Origin of the sequence: Spiroplasma endosymbiont of Nephrotoma flavescens (assembly GCF_964030835.1) — a bacterium.
GTDB lineage: Bacteria > Bacillota_I > Bacilli_A > Mycoplasmatales > Nriv7 > Nriv7.
Map to the genome: position 1 here is coordinate 699,374 of NZ_OZ034982.1, position 17,948 is coordinate 717,321.

Here is a 17,948-nt window from a genome sequence, read left to right on the forward strand (position 1 = left end):
ATATGCCAAATTGTAAAGTTAAGTGCAACTAAATTATTTTTCTAACCAAATATTCGATTGGTGAAAGATAATTTAGTATTTTTCTTGGTCTTTGGTTTAAAGACAATATAAATTTATGAACTGCATTTTTAGTAGTATTTGAAAAATTAAATTTTTTAGGAAATTTTTCTCTAATTAAACCATTAGTATTTTCATTAGTACCTCTTTGTCAAGGCGAATATGCATTAGCAAAATAAATTTTCACATTTAAATTTTTTTCAAGTTGTTGTCAATTAGAAAATTCTTTACCCCTATCAAATGTTATAGTCTTAACAAGATTATTTGGAAGAATTGATAAATAATGGCTAATGTTTTCGTTAATAACTTTAGTAGTTCTATTTTCAACTAACATTGCTAAAGTAAATCTTGATGTTCTTTCAACTAAAGTTATTAAACATGATTTACTTTTACCTCGTGATGATACTACAGTATCACCTTCTCAATGGCCAACAGTTATACGATTATTAACATTAACATTTCGTTCTTTAATTGATTTACCATTAAATTTACCGCGATTTTCTTGAGATTTTCGTTTCTTACCTTTTCTTCTTAAATTTTTATTAGTAATTTTTTCAAGTAATCCAGAATAAATTCAATTGTAAATTGTTTTAAAACTAATAATTCATTCTTTATGAAAATTTTTAATTCTGCCATAAATTTGTTCAGGCGATCAACCTAATAGTAATTTTTGTTGTACATATTTTACTAATTCTCTATTTTTAAACTTATGAAAATAAACATGTGATTGTTTTCTATTTTCTGCTTTATTTTGTGCAATTAATGAAAAATAATGATTATTATCTTTATTTCTATTAACTTCTCGAATAATAGTACTAATACTTCGATTAAGATTTTTAGCTATTTCACTAATTTTTACTTTAAACTTCAATTGATTCTCAATATAAATTCTTTCATATATGCCAAGATGTTTATATCCCATATAAAAACTCCTTGCTTTGCTTTTTCTAAAATAAACTTAGCATCATGAAATTTTTATATGAGATTTTTTGCAATTTTATTTACTTGCACTTACAAGTATAATTCAGCACTTTTACCTCGTGATGATACTACAGTATCACCTTCTCAATGGCCAAGAGTTATGCGATTATTAACATTTCGTTCTTTAATGGATTTACCATTAAATTTACCCCGATTTTCTTGAGATTTTCGTTTCTTACCTTTTCTTCTTAAATTTTTTACTAGTAACCTTTTCAAGTAATCCAGAATAAATTCAATTGTAAATTGTTTTAAAACTAATAATTCATTCTTGATGAAAATTTTTAATTCTGCCATAAATTTGTTCAGGCGATCAACCTAATAATAATTTTTGTTGTACATATTTTACTAATTCTCTATTTTTAAATTTATGAAAATAAACATGTAATTGTTTTCTATTTTCTGCTTTATTTTGTGCAATTAATGAAAAATAATGATTATTATCTTTATTTCTATTAACTTCTCGATTAATAGTACTAATACTTCGATTAAGATTTTTAGCTATTTCACTAATTTTTACTTTAAATTTCAATTGATTCTCAATATAAATTCTTTCATCTATGCCAAGATGTTTGTATCCCATATAAAAACTCCTTAAATTTACTTTTTCTAAAATAAACTTACCATCAATAATTTTTGATTGTAAAATTGTATTATTAATCTTAAAAGCTGATAATGAAAAGAATAATAATGTTGATGCTGCTAAAGTTGAAACAAATGTCAATGACAATTTAGAGAAACTATTATTAGCAAAGAAAAAGGTTATTTTAGTTTTAAAACTAAAATCGACAATTTTATTAAAAAAACTACTTTTATTACTAGTTTTTGATTTAACAACAGTTTTATAACTATAATTAATTGACTTAGACATTAATGTTAATGGATTTTTTCGTAATAAGAAAAAAGCAAAAATAAAAGTAAAAAAAGCAATAATTAAAAGTGGTACAACAATAATTAAAATAATAATTAAAACATTAAATGAAATACCATATTCAGGAAAAACAAAAAAATCAATATAAGTTTGATTAAAAAAACTCTGCATATAATACGATAAAAAAATACTACCAATACTAACAAAAATAATTGGTATCATTTGAGCAATTGTCATTACTAATGATATTTTTATTGTTGAATAACCTAATGATTTTAACATTCCAAATGATTGCTGATTATTTATTACTGATTTATGAATTAAAATAAAAATAATTAACAAATTAATTCCAAAAATTAACAATGAAAAAGTTGTTGCAACACTATTTATTATTAATATTCTTGCATTCAAAGCTTCTTTTGTCATTAAATAAGGATTTCAAATAACAGCAAAATCATTATTATTTAATTTAAGATTTCAATACAACGAAAAGCGATTATATTCTTGTTTTAAAGTTTGAAAATTAAAATTTAAATCAGTATTTTTTTGATGCTTAAACCCATAAATACTTTTTTTATTTTCACCTAACTTATGATCAACAACATCACCCTTTAATTTATTATAAGTTTGCTTATTAACTCATACAACAGTTGAACTTGATAAACTAGGCATTTCTCCACTTTGCATTAAAAAATACGCATCATTAACATCAGTAGCATAGCCAGCAATAATAACTTCTTGTCCCATAATCCGAAATTTGCTACCTAACGATAGATTATTAACATCAGCAAATCTTTTAAACACAAAGACATAATTACTACCATCATTTAAATTAAATTTACCATTTTCTTTAATTATATAAGGTTTATTAAAATAACTAGTAGCATCATAACTCTTAACACGATAGGCATTTCCTGATGTTAAAAACTCAGTAATGTCTAATGACTCAACATATTCTAAACGATTAAAACTAATTGATGAAGCAATAAATCAATATAAATCAATATGCTCACGCATTGTATCACTAGTAATATTACGAGGAAAGTTATCTTGTAAATTATCTTTGTGCAATTGTTCTAACTCTTGATTAATAGTTAATAAATTTTCTGCCTCATTAGTAGTAATTAAATGAAAGTAATCATATTGTTGATATTTTTCAAAAAGTTCAGAAACATAAGGTGTTCCTAATCCATCATTATTAATTATTTGACTATTAACAAATCAATATCCTTTATTTGAAATTTTAGAACTATCACAACCAATTTTAATCTTATTAGGTTCATCACAATATGTTACCTTATAAATTGTTGAAATATTAGCATTTAAATATTGCTGAACATCGTGATTCATTGTTAAAATTTCTTCTTTATCAAATTCAGTAAGATGACTTATTGATAGAGTTGCTTTTTTAAAAATTTCTATATCAAGTTTATTTTCAGAAGTAAAATAATTTGGTATAATGTTGATGAAAATATCCCTAAAAGGATAACTAACATTATTAAAATAACAATTAGTAAACTAATTACTTGAAAAAAGTTTTGAAAAAAACTATAAATAATACTTTTAAATAACTTTAACATCTAATTACCTCATTAATTGCTATCCTTTTATTTAACAACCTTAACTAATTTTAAATAAGCATCTTTTGCAGCTGCTTGCTCAGCTTTACTATGTGAACTACCACTTCCCTTACCAAAAATAATGTCACCACTTTTTACAATAGCAACATATTGATAACTATTTTTATCTTTATGTTCAAAAATAACTTTATATTCAATAGGATCTTGGCGTTCAGTTTGTAAATATTCTTGTAATAAAGTTTTATAATCTTTAACTAAATAAATACTTTTATCTTTAATTTTATTAAATAATGTTTGCATTAAAAATGTATTAACCGCTTGTTGGCCTAAATCTAAATAAATAGCACCGACAATCGCTTCAAAAACATCACCTAAAATGCTATCTTTTTCACGACCACCCGTTTGAATTTCGCCTTTACCTAAGCGAATATATTCATTCATCTTATAAAATCTACACACTTGTGCTAAGGTTTCTTCTCTAACAATTTGACTTCGCCAAATTGTTAACTCGCCTTCATTTAAATCATCATTTATTCGATATAAATATAATGTTGTATACATTTGCAACACCGCATCACCTAAAAATTCTAATCGTTGATAATTATAATTTAATTGCTTTTCATTAGCATATGAACTATGAATCAAAGCTTGTTCATATAAATTAATATTTCGTGGTTCTAAATTAAATGCTTTTAACAAAATTTTAATTTCTTCAATAAACATAAATCCTTATTTTCCTTCTTCTTTAACAACATTATTTTTAATTAGTGATAATACATCTTCTAAAAGCGCTTTCCGAACTAATTTTAAAGTACTAAAAAATGCTTTAACATCACTACTACCATGCGCTTTAAAAACAATGCCATTAACACCAATTAAAATTGCTCCGCCCGTATTTCGATAGTCAAAAATTTCTTTAACTTCATTAAATGCTTTTTTCAAACATAATGATGCTAACTTACGAAAGATATTCTTAGTAAACTGATTTCGTAAAACTTGCAATAAATTCCGTGCCGTCCCTTCAACCGCTTTCAAGGAAATATTACCAGTAAAACCATCAGTTACAACAATATCAATATCACCATTCATAAAATTATTAGGTTCAATATTACCAACAAAATTTAATTGTGAATTGTTACTTAATTTTATATAAGTTTCTTGATGATATTCCTTACCTTTTTTCTCTTCTGTACCAATATTTAATAATGCTACTTTTGGTTGCGATAATTCTCAAATTTTTTGAACATAAATATTTGCCATCATAGCAAATATTTCTAAATCATTACTATCATTTTCAACATTAGCGCCCACATCAATAAGCACAACTTGCTTATTTTTTATTTTTGTTGGCATAATTGCCATAAAAGCTGGACGAGTAACACCAGTTATTTCTTTTAAAATAAAATGATTAGCTGCTAAAAAAGGACCCGTAGCCCCTGCTGTTAATACTGCATCAGCTTCTTTATTAGCAACACATTCAATTGCTTTACTCATTGAATTATCGTTTTTTCTTCTAATATCTAAAATACTATCAGTCATCATTATTTCTTCATTAGCATTTTTAAAACTAATCCGCGATAATAACTTTTCATTTAATTTAAAACCAATTAAATATTCTTTAATTATCAGTTCGTTACCAACTAAAATAATATCAATGTCATTATATTGTTGTAAAAATTTTATGACACCACTTATTAGTGGCTTATGTCCTAAATCTGAGCCCATAACATCTACTGCAATTTTCACAAACTTCACCTCTTTTTAACAATTAAATTATATCTATTCAACACCAAATATGAAAGGATATACTGGTTGTTCACCTTCAATTTTTTCATATTCAACATCAAAGTTTTCATCAATATACTTTTCAATTAATCGTAAATCTTGGCGTTTAGCATCTTCACCAATAAAAATTGTTACCAATTGTGATGATGATTTACTAATCATTTTACTTAGTAATTTTTTTGCTACTAAAACTAAATCTGCTTCTTGAGTATAAATTTTTTTATCTAAAATACCAAGATAATTTCCTTCTTTCACAGCAACACCATCAATAGTTGTTGTTCTAACAGCATTAGTAATTCTTGCTGACACAATCTTTTTAATAGCATTTTTCATATTATTAAAATTTTTTTTAGCACTTTTTTCTTCCTTATTAAAACTAAGAATACTAAGCATTCCTTCTGGAATTGAAGTTGTGGGGATAACATAAACATTAGATTTCTTTTCTAGTTTCGCTGCTTGTTGTGCAGTTGAAATAATATTGGAATTATTTGGTAAAATATAAACATCTTTAGCATCAACTAATTCAATCGCTTTTAAAAAATCATCAGTTGATGGGTTCATTGTTTGTCCCCCATTAACTACATACGATGCTTGCAAGTCATTCATAAAATATTTTGCTAAACCTTTACCAGCAGCAACAGTAATAATTGCTCAAGAGTTATTTAAACTACGAAGTTCTTTAATTTCTGTACTATTCTTTTTTGCTTGTAACCCCATATTTTCAATTTTTACTTTTTGAAAATCACCAAATTGTTGTAAATAAACTAATATTTGCCCTGGCATTAACGAATGAACATGAACTTTAAAAATATCTTGATCTTGAACAACAACGATTGATTTACAACCTTGTTCTTCTAACGAAAAGCGAACTTTTTCTAAAGGAAAATTTTTTTGTTTCATTTCACTTAAAATAACAATCGTTTCTGTACAATAACCAAAATTTTCATCATCTAATTTAATAACAACTTCTTTATTATCACTAGCTACTAAATTCTTTTTCTTTTTAATTTCTTTACCTTTTTCTAATGAATAAACCATTCCCTCAATAATTTTAACTAATCCAAAACCACCTGAATCAACAACACCAACTTCTTTTAAAATTGGTAATAAGTTAGGGGTTTGTGCTAATGCATTGTTAGCATTTTCCAAAAACTTATCCATAAATTTTAATGGCAATATTGTTTCCTTAGTTTCAAGTTTAGTATCATCACTAGCAAGTCTAATAACAGTTAAAATTGTTCCTTCAACAGGTTTCATAACTGCTTTATAAGCTACTTGTTTAGCATAAGTTCATGCTTTTAGTAAATCGCTAGTACTGATAAATTCTTCATGAACTAATCCTTTACTAAAACCACGAAAAATTTGGGACAAAATAACTCCTGAATTTCCCCTAGCGCCCATAATCAAACCACGACTAAACACATTTGCTATTTCAGTAATACTAGAAGTTTCATATTTTTTAATTTCTTTAATAGCATTTTCCATTGTTAAATTCATATTTGTTCCCGTATCACCATCTGGAACAGGAAAAACATTTAATTTATCAATTTCTAAATGATAATTATATAAATTATTAGCAGCACTAATAAGCATGATTTTAAATAATTTTGCATCAATTTTCATTTTATTTCACCTACCTCTTAATAAATATTATTCACTAATTAAATCATCAATGCAAATATCAATTTTAAAATTACTATCAAATTCCATTTGCTTTTCCAATTCATATTTAACGCGATGTTGAACTTCTTGTAAAACTTCAAAAATATTAGTATGAATTGAACTAATAATATGAATTTTAACCCCATAATGATTTGGTTCAATTTTTTTAACATCAATTGCTGGGGTAATGTCTTTTTCTAAAGCAATGGCATCTTCATTTTCTTTATTTTCACGACTATAAGCAAACGCAACAACACCTGGTGTTATTGATACAACTTGCTTAATAATGTGAGCAATTTTATCAACATCAATTAATTTCACTTTATAACCACCATTTTATCCGATTTTTAGATTCATTATCTATAATTTATAAATCAACTTTTAGTTTTTTAAACTAAGCCATTAATCCTGCAGTATATAATGCTTTAAAGCGACCTTCTTGATTTTTTAATGTTTCAAAATTACCACTTTGAACAACACCTTTATCTTTTTCTAAAACAAGAATTTCATCAACATCTTTAATCGTTGATAAACGATGCGCAATAATAAAGGTTGTTCTTCCTTTCATTAATTGATTAAGATTTTCTTGAATTTCTTTTTCCACAATATTATCTAAAGAACTTATTGCTTCATCTAAAATTAAAACTTCAGGATTTTTTAAAAACATTCTTGCAATTACTAATCTTTGTTTTTGACCACCAGATAAAATAAATCCCCGTTCACCTAAAATAGTATCATAACCATTTTTTAAACCAATAATAAAATCATGCAACTCTGCTTTTTTACAAGCTAACAATAACTTCTTCTTTAGTAACTTTAAAAACTCCATAACTAATATTTTCAAAGAAAGTACCATTAAAAATTTGGGGTTCTTGTTCAACATAACCAACATGTTGTAAATAAGAAGTTAAATTAATTTTTTTTAAATCTTGATCAGCATTAATGTAAATTGTACCCATAGAAGGATCATAAAACCTTAATAATAATTTAGAAATTGTTGATTTTCCTACTCCCGTTTCACCAACGAAAGCATAAGACTTACCTTGTTCAAAATGATAATTAAATTTATTCAAAATAAGCTGATCACTATTAGGATAATAGAAACTAACATTATCAAAAATAATATTTCCCGTAACAGTCTTCATAATTGGTTGCTCTAAATTACGATTAATTTGTGGCTTTTCATTTAATAATTCATTAATTCTAATTGACGATGTTGATGCATTAGCTAAATTATTAAAAGTACGAACTAATGTCATAATTGGAAAAATTAAAATATTAATTCCTAAAACAAATGAAATAATAATTGGAATTGCTTCAGAATTATCTGCAACCAAAGTTTGATTATGCATCATTATTATCCCTGCTAATAAAATAATAATATTCAAACTAGAAATTCCCATTATCATAAAAGAAACAATTACTGATGATAATGTTACTTGTTTAAGTGAAGTTTTATAATAAATTTTATGAATATCCACAAAACGCTCTTTTTCATAAGTTTCTGTTCCTGATGATTTAATTAAACGAATAACACTAATGCGATCAGTAACATCACCATTAATATTTGTCAAAACTTTGCGAACTTTATAAGTTATTTTTTTAAAAATACCAAACATTACTAATAATGTAACTAAAATTGTTAATGCTGCGATTAAAGCAACAATAGTTAATTTAATGCTAATAGTTAAAAGAATTACAATTGCTCCAACAAAAGTAAAAATTGCTGAAAGAAAACTAATTGATATTTGTTGTGCTTGGTCACCAATAGTAGCAGTATCAGCAATAACTTTAGTTAAAATTTCACCAGTCTTTTTATTCGTATAAAATTGCATATCTAAATCAACTAAATTATTTAACACTTTATTTCGAATATCAATTTCAATCTTTTTAGCAACAATGCCTCCTAAAAAACTTTGAAAGAAATTAAAAATTCCGGAAGCAAGATAAAGACTAATGATAATAATTACATAACTAATTAACATGCCATAAGGTCCTTGTAAAACATCAGGACTAACTAATTTTTGCGTTATTTTTGGGGTGATAATGACACAAATCGACCCTAAGGCTGTAAAAAGCATTATGATACAACATTGTCATAAATATCTTTTATAGTAAAAAGCAACTACTTTAAAAAAACCACCTTTAAATTTTTTAGAAGAATTATTTTTTTCATCATCTTTATCTTTGTTCATATAAATATATCCTTTCCTAAAAAACCATTTTGAATTTAGAATAATTATACAATAAAAAATATTTATCTGCTTTACTATTTGCAAAATATCTGATTAACAATTAGAAAAATAACTAAAACTTTTACTTTTATTTTTATTACTATTAATAGATAATAAGATTAACGATAGTAAACGAGAGGTGGCAAATTATGACTAACGAACAACTTAAAATATATGGTAATCCATCTCAAAAAATGAATGCAATTCTTGAAATTCACCAACAACTAAAAGAAATTTTTAAAAATTTTCAGTTTAATAATGAAAAAGATTGTATTGAAATTTTATTAGATGAAGAATGCTCTTGAAATACAACAATTGATGTTAAAAATGAAATTACATTTTATATTACTCACAAAACAATAACGACTTCTAATGTCCTATTAATGTGTTATGAATGATACCATTGAGAAATGCCATCTAGTGGTTATCGCTTTACAAAACGCCAAATAAGTCAATTTAAACAAGATTTTCCACGCTGAAAGGATGCTAAATACTTTCTTTTTAGTAAAGCAATTAAACACTTCATTACTCAAAAATGAGATTTAATAGACAAAAATGATTTCTACTTTGATTTAGGATTTATTTTATTTAAACAAATTTTTCCCGGCTTTCATCTCAGGTTAATTCCAACCTTTCGTTATTTTCATTTTGATAATTATTCACTTCGTAGTAAAAAGACATATTTAGAAGGTATTTTTTATCGTCTAAGAAGTCGTGATTTTTATACTCGTTTCCCACAAATTGAAATAATAAACATTCAAGAAAAAAATAAAATCACTAATACTTATTATTTGCAAACTTTACGACTAGTTAAATGGTTATACTACCAAATGTCAATGAAAAATAATCATCTTGCCAATAGTCACTTTAACATTCCCTTAAATAAATATTATCTCTTTGATTACTTATTATATCCTGTATATTATAAATACTTTTTAAAAGATAATCCCTTACAACGATGCTTTGATGTTATTAGAGAAGTATTACAAAGAATCATTATCAAATATGACAGCATTTATCTTCCTAACAACTTAATTGCCTTTTGAGAATTAGAAATTGATAATGAAGAACTTCAATATACTCTTGAACACTTACTAGAATATATTAACGAACATTATTCGGAAGAGCACGCTTATGAAGAAATTTATGAAGAAGTACAAAACTTTGTTGAATATATGGAAAGTTTAGAACCAAAAGAAAAGAAACACTAAAAAACGACTTTATTTTTTAAATAAAGTCGTTTTCAAACTGTAAACATAACTTGGTAGCGAGAGAGAGACTTGAACTCTCGACCTTTCGGGTATGAACCGAACACTCTAACCAACTGAGCTATCTCGCCAAATATGGTCGGGAAGATAGGATTCGAACCTACGACCTCTCGGTCCCAAACCGAGCGCTCTACCAAGCTAAGCTACTTCCCGTATTAAAATAAAATGGTGCGCCCAACAGGAGTTGAACCCGCAACCTCTTGATCCGTAGTCAAGCACTCTATCCAATTGAGCTATGGGCGCCTATGGTGTCATTAAATAACAAAGTTATTATATATTATTACCGCTCTGTTGACAACAAAAATTTCATATTTCATAACTTTAATTAGTAATATCACAAATTATTTTTTATTACCTATTGGTTAATTAAAAAAATCACTTAACTGTGATTTTACTTAATATCTTATGGAGGCACTGATCGGATTCGAACCGATAATCAAGGAGTTGCAGTCCAATGCCTTAAACCAGTTTGGCCACAGTGCCATATATACAATAAATATTATTACACATTAATTATAAAACTACAATAATATTTTATTAAAAACTGTAGAAACCACAGATGTTTAGTACCTTTGGTTTTTATAAATTATTTAGGGTATATTCTTTTGGCAATAATATTTTGTTTTGAATGCGAAAAATTTATAAATTAAATTCTAGGTAGAATTTTTAAAAAAAAAAGAATACAATATAATTCTGACATTAAAAAATGATAAATTATTAGTTTAATTTTACTAATTTTAATAAGGATTTTTATTATTATTTCAATATCAATATATCAAGAAAAAAATCAACTCCAAATGAGTTGAAACAAATAACAATTCTTTTAAATTATCATCCATTATTGTCAATGCTAATCTAAGTGAATTTATAACTGAGGAATTAAAAGATCCAACAGAACAACAAATCAAAGAAAAGCAAGACAATTAAATCCGCAGTTAAATATTAATCAAATTAAAATTCAAAATATTACTAATAACAGTGCCTACATTAGTTCACTTGATTCAACTGTTTATACAGGCACAGTAACAGTTAATTATAGTATTTCAATAAATTCACTTAAATAATAAAAATAATTAATATAAAATGAAAAGGAAATAATATATGAAAAATTTAATAAATATTTCAAAAACAATTGCAATTACAACAACTACAATACCAACTGTTATTTCTGTGGTACCTGCATCCTATGAAAAAAATACAATATCAAATAAAATTAAAACTTTATCTAAATTGAATTGAATCGGTTTAAACACAACTATAAATCAACAACAAAACTCAAAATTGAATGCGAATTATGACATTAAAAAAATGATGAATTATTAGTTTAATTTTACTAATTTTAATAGGGATTTTTGTTATTATTTCAATATCAATATATCAAGAAAAAAATCAACCCCAAATAATTGAAAGAAATAACAATTCTTTTAAATTATCATCCATTATTGTCAATGCTAATCTAGGTGAATTTATAACTGAGGGATTAAAAAATCCAACAGAACAACAAATCAAAGAAAAAGTAAAACAATTAAATCCGCAATTAGATATTAATAAAATCAAAATTGACAATATTACTAATAACAGTGCCTACATTAGTTCACTTGATTCAACTGTTTATACAGGCACAGTAACAGTTAATTATAGTATTTCAATAAATTCAATTGCATGATAACATAATTAATACAAAATAAAATGAAAGGAAAATAATATATGAAAAATTTAATAAATATTTTAAAAACAATTGCAATTACAACAACTACAATACCAACTGTTATTTCTGTGGTACCTGCATCCTATGAAAAAAATACAATATCAAATAAAATTAAAGCTTTATCTAAATTGAATTGAACCGGTTTAAACACAACTAGAAATAAAAGAACTACAAATCAACAACAAAACTCAAAACACATATTCAAAACCAATGGTAATGAAATTCCAACAAAACAACAAATCAAAGAAAAAGTAAAACAATTAAATCCGCAATTAGATATTAATAAAATGAAAATTGACAATATTACTAATAACAGTGCAAATATTAGTATAATTGGTTTTAGTGGTATAAAAACTATTAACTTTACAGTTGATAAATCTTTTGATATAAAAACAAAAATTACTAATACTAATTTAGGTTCAATATTAACTGATGGATTTACTTTACCAACAGAACAACAAATCAAAGAAAAAGTAAAACAATTAAATCCGCAATTAGATATTAATAAAATCAAAATTGAAAAAATTGCTAATAACAGTGCAGAAATTAGTTCAACTGACTTAACAATTTACAGCGGCACAGTAACAGTTAATTATACTATTTCATTAAATTCATTTATTAAAACAACTAATTTAGGTTCAATATTAACTGATGGATTTACTTTACCAACAGAACAACAAATCAAAGAAAAAGTAAAACAATCAAATCCTACTTTACAAGATACAAATAGTATTAGTATCTTACATAATACTGAAATTAAAAATATAACTACTTCAAATGCAAAATTAATTTATAAATGACCTAATATTTATACAGATACAATAAATATTACTTTTACAGTTAATGTTGATTTAAGTAAAAAAATTACTATATCTAATTTAGGTGAATTTATAACTGAGAAATTAAAAAATCCAACAGAACAACAAATCAAAGAAAAAGTAAAACAATTAAATCCACAATTAGATATTAATAAAATTAAAATTGAAAATATTACTAATAACAATGCAAAAATTAGTTCACTTAATTCAGCTATTTATACTGGCACAGTAACAGTTAATTATAGTGTTTCAATAAACTCACTTAATTGATAATTATCAACCAAATATTTTAAAACTAAAAAAAGACTGAAATAAAATTCAGTCTTTTTTTAAATTAGATTAAAATTATCGTTAACCTTGCTTAGTTTAAGAAAATCATAGCAACAACAACTAAATAAAACTCTTGTACTAGGAACATCATAAAAAAAACCAAGCAAGCGAGGATAAATCTTTAATCTGCAATTTTTTTACTTTGAAATTTAATTAATAAGCTATTTTAAAAAAATAAATAAAGGAATGACAAATTTGTTAATTGTCATTCCTGATAATCTAATAACCACCTAAACCAGCACTTATTATCCGTGTATAGGAATCAGTAATTTCCTTAATAAATTTATTTTGAAAACCAGCATCAGCAGTTTGAATATCAGTAACTCACTGACCATTAATAAAATTAGCAACTGGTAAATAAATACTAGCAACAGATTTATACTCATCATTAACAATATCTTGTGTATCTTTAAACAAAGGCGTATTATAACCAAATTCTAATGATAACTCTGTTTGTACTTTATCTTGTAAAACAAATTGTAAAAACTTATATGCTAAATCCTTATTAGAACTATGTTTAGTAATCATCGCCACATCAGCTCAAACATTTGTTCCTTGCGATGTTAAAACATCTAGATTAGATATTCCTGTTGTCGAATCAATCTTTGGAATTGCTTTTCGTGGTCGCACACTTTTAAAATTACGATCACGAATATTTTGATTTTTATCATAAAACGAAGCAACAGCATCACCATTATACATTACGGCAATATCAAATAAACGACTAGACTCCGGATCATATGGTGCTGAAAGACTATTAACAATTTCATCACTTTGTAAAGTAACATTATTCTTGTAATCAACAATTAATTCTTTTAATAATTTTGTTGCAAATTCAACATCTTCTTTTCTTTCAGGATTAACTGTTTGATTAATTCTTTGAAATGCTAAACCATATAAACTACGAAAATCACTTAATGCAAAAACATTTTTACCTTCTCGGGCAGCTTGTCATATTAATTCTCATGATACTGTTGTCGGATTTAAATATTCCTCTTTTTTTTCATCATTAGTAGTTAAAATTTCAACACCTTTTTCAATTAATCAATTTTTAGTTTCTGGTTTTTCAAAGTTCAATAATATTGTTAAATCACCTCAAAAATAAGGAACAGCATAATCACTTAATAATCCCTTTTCTGTTTTATAACCAGCAGCAGAAATTACTTTTTTAATACCACAATCAAGATAAGTTCATAAACTATCTACTGGCTTGGTACCATCTAAATCTGAACAACTATTCCCACTAGAAACTTGATCATTACCAATTGGCATTAAGCGACTTCAATCCAATTTTTCAACCTTATTTTCAGCAATAAGTCTTGAAGCCATATAATCAGAAGGAACAATAACATCATAATCAGTAGTAAACATCTTATTATATAAAACTTCATTCTTATCATAAGTTTCTACTTTCATCTTAATGTTATGTGCCGTTTCAAATCTTTCCACAACCGAACTATTAATATATTCTCCTCAAATTCCTAATTTAAAATCATAAAGATTATTTTGCACATAAACAAATGTTAAAGCTCCTAATGAGGTAAAACTTAATGCCACAATAATAATTGCTCGCCAAGGTCAACGAACTAATCAATAATATTTCTCTCTTCTTTTCTCACTAATTCGTTCTTGTCGTTTATCGCGACGAATAATTTGTGCTTTTTTTGATTTAATTCATAACTTTTCTTTATCTACTTTAATTTCTAAATGAAAAATTTTTCGTTTTAATTTTAAAATATTAAGATTTTTTACAAGATTAAGATTATTTAACTGCAAATATAACTGCAATAGTTTTCTTTCACTATTAATAATAATTTTAGCCCGATATTTTTCTGTTAAAATTTTATGATTTCGTGACTTAATCTGCGTACTAATAATGGTATAACAATTTCAACTTAAAACTAAAATCGCCACAATTGAAATTAATATTGTGCCAAAAGCATTAACAACCGGCGTTAGTCGTTTTAAAGTATAAATATATGTAGCAACATTAGTTACATTGCCACCTGTGAAATAAGAAATAATAAAATCATCAAACGACATCGCAAAAGAAATAACACTAGCAGCAACAATAGCGGGTCAAATTAAAGGTAAAATAACTTTTCTTAAAGTATATCTCGGACTAGCACCTAAATCCAATGATGCTTCAATAATTGATGGGTGAACTCTTCTTAATCGTGGTAAAACCGTAATAATTACATAAGGAATATTAAAAGAAATATGTCCTAAAATTAAACTAAAAAGACCAAAGTTAAAACCTAAAGCCATAAATAACATCATTAACGATACCGCAGTAACAACATCAGCATTAATTAAAGGAATATTAGAAATATTTAATGTTAACGATTGCGTTACTTTTTTAGCTTTACTAATACCAATGGCAGCTAAAGTTCCAATAATAACTGAAACAATTGTTGCAATAACCGCTACTAACAAACTAGAAATAATTGATTCAAGAAACAACCGATCTTGAAAAAACTTTTCATATCAAGTTAACGAAAAATTACCATTAAAATGTGTTAAACTTCGCTCATCATTAAAAGAATAAAAAATTAAAATACTAATGGGCACATAAATAAATAATAATACTAAAAGTAAATAAGAACTTTTAAAGATTTTTTTAATCATTATTTCGTCCTACCTTACCATAAATTCTTTTTCCTAATAAGCGCAACACAATAACTAATAATAAAATTATAAATCCTAAAAATACTGAAATTGCAGCTGCTAAACCAAAATTAGCACCTTGAAAAAAATATGCTTCAATAATAGAAGATATTAAAGTAATTTTTTCTTGTCCCATATACTTAACAACAATTAAACTTGTTGCCGCTTGTAATAACATAAAAATAATTCCGGTAATAATTCCTGGCATTGAATAACGAAAAGTAATTCTTCAAAATGTTTGATAAGGACTAGCACCTAAATCTTTGCTCGCTTCAATTCAACTACGATCCATTTTATCCAAACTATTAAATATAGGAATAATAACAAAAGGAATAAACATATAAATCATTCCAATAACGATTGCTATTGGTGTTCCTAGTAAATGCACATTAGTTATTCTTTCAATTAAATCAAACATTGTTTTTAAACCAATAGTTTTTACTAACATATTAATTCAAATTGGTAATGTTACTAATATTCAAATATTTTTTGATACTAATTTTGACTTTGAAAAAGCCATTAAATATGCTACGGGATAACCAATAAGAATGGCAAAAAATGTCGCAACAGTTGCATATAATAATGAACGACCTAATGATGCTAAAAATGATTGCTCATAAAAAAAACTTTTAAAATTATTTATTGTAAAATCAAAAATTAAAACATCATTAGTAGGACTAATTAGCGAATATAGTAAGAGAATAAAAAGTGGTGCAACAATCAATAATATCATTAAAATAACATAAGGAATCATTAATGGCACTCAACTATTATTACTTTTTTTAATAAAACGATTTTCCTTAATATTTTGTAAATTCTTTTTAAAATTTTCTCGTAGTCATTGAAACCGAATTTTGACATTATATGTTATCCGACTAAAAAAGTTATTTTTATCTTTATCTTTTTTCACCTTATTCAACCTCTTTTCACATTACATGAATGTCTTCTACTGACCACTTAACACCAACTTTTTTACCAACAATAACTGTATCTGTTGAATGCACCAAAAAATTTCGTTTTCGCGTTGCAATAACAATTTCTCAATAAACACCTTTAAAAGTTACACTCTTAACGGTACCACGAAAATATCCACTCTTTTCACCAACAATATCAATATCTTCCGGACGAATTACAATATCAATATTAGTTTCATTAGTACCATATCCTTTATCTAAACAACGAAAATCACGACCATCAAAATGAACTAAATTATCGTGAACAAATACTGCATTCTCAATAATATTTGATGCCCCAACAAATTTAGCTGTTCATTTATTTTCTGGTTCATTATAAATATTTTCTGGACTTCCTACTTGTTGAATTTGTCCTTCATTCATCACAACAATCCGATCAGACATTGTAAATGCTTCTTCTTGATCATGCGTTACTAAAATAAAAGTAATATCTAAATCATTTTGTAATCGTTTTAATTCTAACTGCATTTGTTGTCTTAATTTTAAATCTAAAGCTGCTAATGGTTCATCTAATAATAAAACTTTAGGTTTATTAACTAATGCTCTTGCAATTGCTACGCGTTGCTTTTGACCACCAGATAATTCATCAATATCCTTATCTTGAAAACCAACTAAATTAACTAATTCCAATGCTTCTAAAACTGCCTTTTTAATAACATCAATTTTTAATTTTTTAATTTTTAAACCATACGCAACATTTTCATAAACATTTAAATGCGGAAACAACGCATAATTTTGAAAAATTGTATTAATTTTGCGTTTATGAATTGGCACCCGAAGCATATTCTGACTTTCAAAAAGAATTTCACCACTATTAGGGTCATCAAAACCACCAATAATTCTTAAAGTAGTAGTTTTTCCACAACCACTCGGTCCCAATAAAGTAATAAATTCACCAGCTTTAATATTTAAACTAATTCCCTTTAAAACCACTTCACCAGAAAAATCTTTCGTAATATTTCGTAATTCTAAAATATTAGGTTTAATTACTGTATCAATCATTTTTTCATCACTCC

16 protein-coding genes and 4 tRNA genes are annotated in these 17,948 nt (G+C 25.7%); 4 read left to right on the forward strand and 16 right to left on the reverse strand.

Annotation, left to right across the window (positions count from 1 at the left end):
* Window positions 1-28: 28 nt before the first annotated feature.
* From AAHN02_RS04240 to AAHN02_RS04280, 9 genes are all read right to left on the reverse strand, one after another.
* Window positions 29-979 (reverse strand): IS30 family transposase, encoded by a 951-nt coding sequence (locus tag AAHN02_RS04240; protein ID WP_342277411.1) that lies wholly within the window; start codon window positions 977-979, stop codon window positions 29-31.
* An 89-nt stretch (window positions 980-1,068) separates the two neighbouring features.
* Window positions 1,069-1,254 carry a hypothetical protein gene (locus tag AAHN02_RS04245; protein ID WP_342277412.1) on the reverse strand — a complete coding sequence of 62 codons (186 nt, stop codon included), beginning with the start codon at window positions 1,252-1,254 and terminating at the stop codon, window positions 1,069-1,071.
* Window positions 1,214-3,256, reverse strand: a complete 2,043-nt coding sequence (locus AAHN02_RS04250) for a helix-turn-helix domain-containing protein (RefSeq protein WP_342277413.1) — start codon at window positions 3,254-3,256, stop codon at window positions 1,214-1,216. The genes AAHN02_RS04245 and AAHN02_RS04250 overlap by 41 nt, the downstream gene beginning before the upstream one ends.
* A 257-nt stretch (window positions 3,257-3,513) precedes the next feature.
* Complete coding sequence (gene rnc / locus AAHN02_RS04255; RefSeq protein ID WP_342277414.1) at window positions 3,514-4,209, reverse strand: ribonuclease III; 696 nt, start codon at window positions 4,207-4,209, stop codon at window positions 3,514-3,516.
* 6 nt (window positions 4,210-4,215) lie between these two features.
* Window positions 4,216-5,232 carry a phosphate acyltransferase PlsX gene (gene plsX, locus AAHN02_RS04260; RefSeq protein ID WP_342277415.1) on the reverse strand — a complete coding sequence of 339 codons (1,017 nt, stop codon included), beginning with the start codon at window positions 5,230-5,232 and terminating at the stop codon, window positions 4,216-4,218.
* 33 nt (window positions 5,233-5,265) lie between these two features.
* Entirely contained in the window at window positions 5,266-6,894 is a 1,629-nt protein-coding gene (locus tag AAHN02_RS04265) for a DAK2 domain-containing protein (protein ID WP_342277416.1), read from the reverse strand.
* 27 nt (window positions 6,895-6,921) lie between these two features.
* Complete coding sequence (locus AAHN02_RS04270) at window positions 6,922-7,254, reverse strand: Asp23/Gls24 family envelope stress response protein (RefSeq protein WP_338968004.1); 333 nt, start codon at window positions 7,252-7,254, stop codon at window positions 6,922-6,924.
* 73 nt (window positions 7,255-7,327) lie between these two features.
* Window positions 7,328-7,729, reverse strand: a complete 402-nt coding sequence (locus tag AAHN02_RS04275; RefSeq protein ID WP_342277417.1) for an ATP-binding cassette domain-containing protein — start codon at window positions 7,727-7,729, stop codon at window positions 7,328-7,330.
* Window positions 7,716-9,128, reverse strand: a complete 1,413-nt coding sequence (locus tag AAHN02_RS04280; protein ID WP_342277418.1) for an ABC transporter ATP-binding protein — start codon at window positions 9,126-9,128, stop codon at window positions 7,716-7,718. The genes AAHN02_RS04275 and AAHN02_RS04280 overlap by 14 nt, the downstream gene beginning before the upstream one ends.
* A 188-nt stretch (window positions 9,129-9,316) precedes the next feature.
* Here AAHN02_RS04280 and AAHN02_RS04285 point away from each other — a divergent pair, with 188 nt between their 5' ends.
* A complete protein-coding gene (locus tag AAHN02_RS04285; protein WP_342189549.1) occupies window positions 9,317-10,378 on the forward strand; it encodes a hypothetical protein in 1,062 nt (353 codons plus the stop codon).
* Window positions 10,379-10,429: 51 nt separating this feature from the next.
* Here the strand turns inward: AAHN02_RS04285 and AAHN02_RS04290 are convergent.
* From AAHN02_RS04290 to AAHN02_RS04305, 4 genes are all read right to left on the reverse strand, one after another.
* Window positions 10,430-10,506: transfer RNA gene (locus AAHN02_RS04290), tRNA-Met, on the reverse strand.
* Window positions 10,507-10,511: 5 nt separating this feature from the next.
* A tRNA-Pro gene (locus tag AAHN02_RS04295) sits at window positions 10,512-10,588 on the reverse strand.
* 13 nt (window positions 10,589-10,601) lie between these two features.
* Window positions 10,602-10,678, reverse strand: a tRNA-Arg gene (locus tag AAHN02_RS04300).
* A 163-nt stretch (window positions 10,679-10,841) separates the two neighbouring features.
* A tRNA-Cys gene (locus AAHN02_RS04305) sits at window positions 10,842-10,918 on the reverse strand.
* A gap of 618 nt (window positions 10,919-11,536) precedes the next feature.
* Between AAHN02_RS04305 and AAHN02_RS04310 the strand changes: the two genes are divergently transcribed.
* Genes AAHN02_RS04310 through AAHN02_RS04320 form a run of 3 tightly spaced genes read left to right on the forward strand, consistent with a single transcriptional unit; the run spans window position 11,537 to window position 13,234 of the window.
* Window positions 11,537-11,758, forward strand: a complete 222-nt coding sequence (locus AAHN02_RS04310) for a hypothetical protein (protein WP_338968013.1) — start codon at window positions 11,537-11,539, stop codon at window positions 11,756-11,758.
* The gene (locus tag AAHN02_RS04315; RefSeq protein ID WP_342277419.1) at window positions 11,730-12,104 is read left to right on the forward strand and encodes a hypothetical protein; all 375 of its coding nucleotides are present in this window, start codon (window positions 11,730-11,732) and stop codon (window positions 12,102-12,104) included. The genes AAHN02_RS04310 and AAHN02_RS04315 overlap by 29 nt, the downstream gene beginning before the upstream one ends.
* Before the next feature lie 38 nt (window positions 12,105-12,142).
* Window positions 12,143-13,234: a hypothetical protein gene (locus tag AAHN02_RS04320; RefSeq protein WP_342277420.1), complete on the forward strand. Its 1,092-nt coding sequence runs from the start codon at window positions 12,143-12,145 to the stop codon at window positions 13,232-13,234.
* Window positions 13,235-13,510: 276 nt separating this feature from the next.
* On the opposite strand, the gene AAHN02_RS04325 is transcribed toward AAHN02_RS04320, so the two are convergent.
* The 3 genes from AAHN02_RS04325 to potA are packed head-to-tail and all read right to left on the reverse strand — an operon-like array spanning window position 13,511 to window position 17,919.
* Window positions 13,511-15,919, reverse strand: coding sequence for an extracellular solute-binding protein (locus AAHN02_RS04325; protein ID WP_342277421.1), 2,409 nt, complete (start codon window positions 15,917-15,919; stop codon window positions 13,511-13,513).
* Window positions 15,912-16,868, reverse strand: a complete 957-nt coding sequence (potB, locus tag AAHN02_RS04330) for a spermidine/putrescine ABC transporter permease (protein WP_342277422.1) — start codon at window positions 16,866-16,868, stop codon at window positions 15,912-15,914. The genes AAHN02_RS04325 and potB overlap by 8 nt, the downstream gene beginning before the upstream one ends.
* A 1-nt stretch (window position 16,869) precedes the next feature.
* Entirely contained in the window at window positions 16,870-17,919 is a 1,050-nt protein-coding gene (gene potA / locus AAHN02_RS04335; protein WP_425289512.1) for a spermidine/putrescine ABC transporter ATP-binding protein, read from the reverse strand.
* Between the last annotated feature and the right edge of the window lie 29 nt (window positions 17,920-17,948).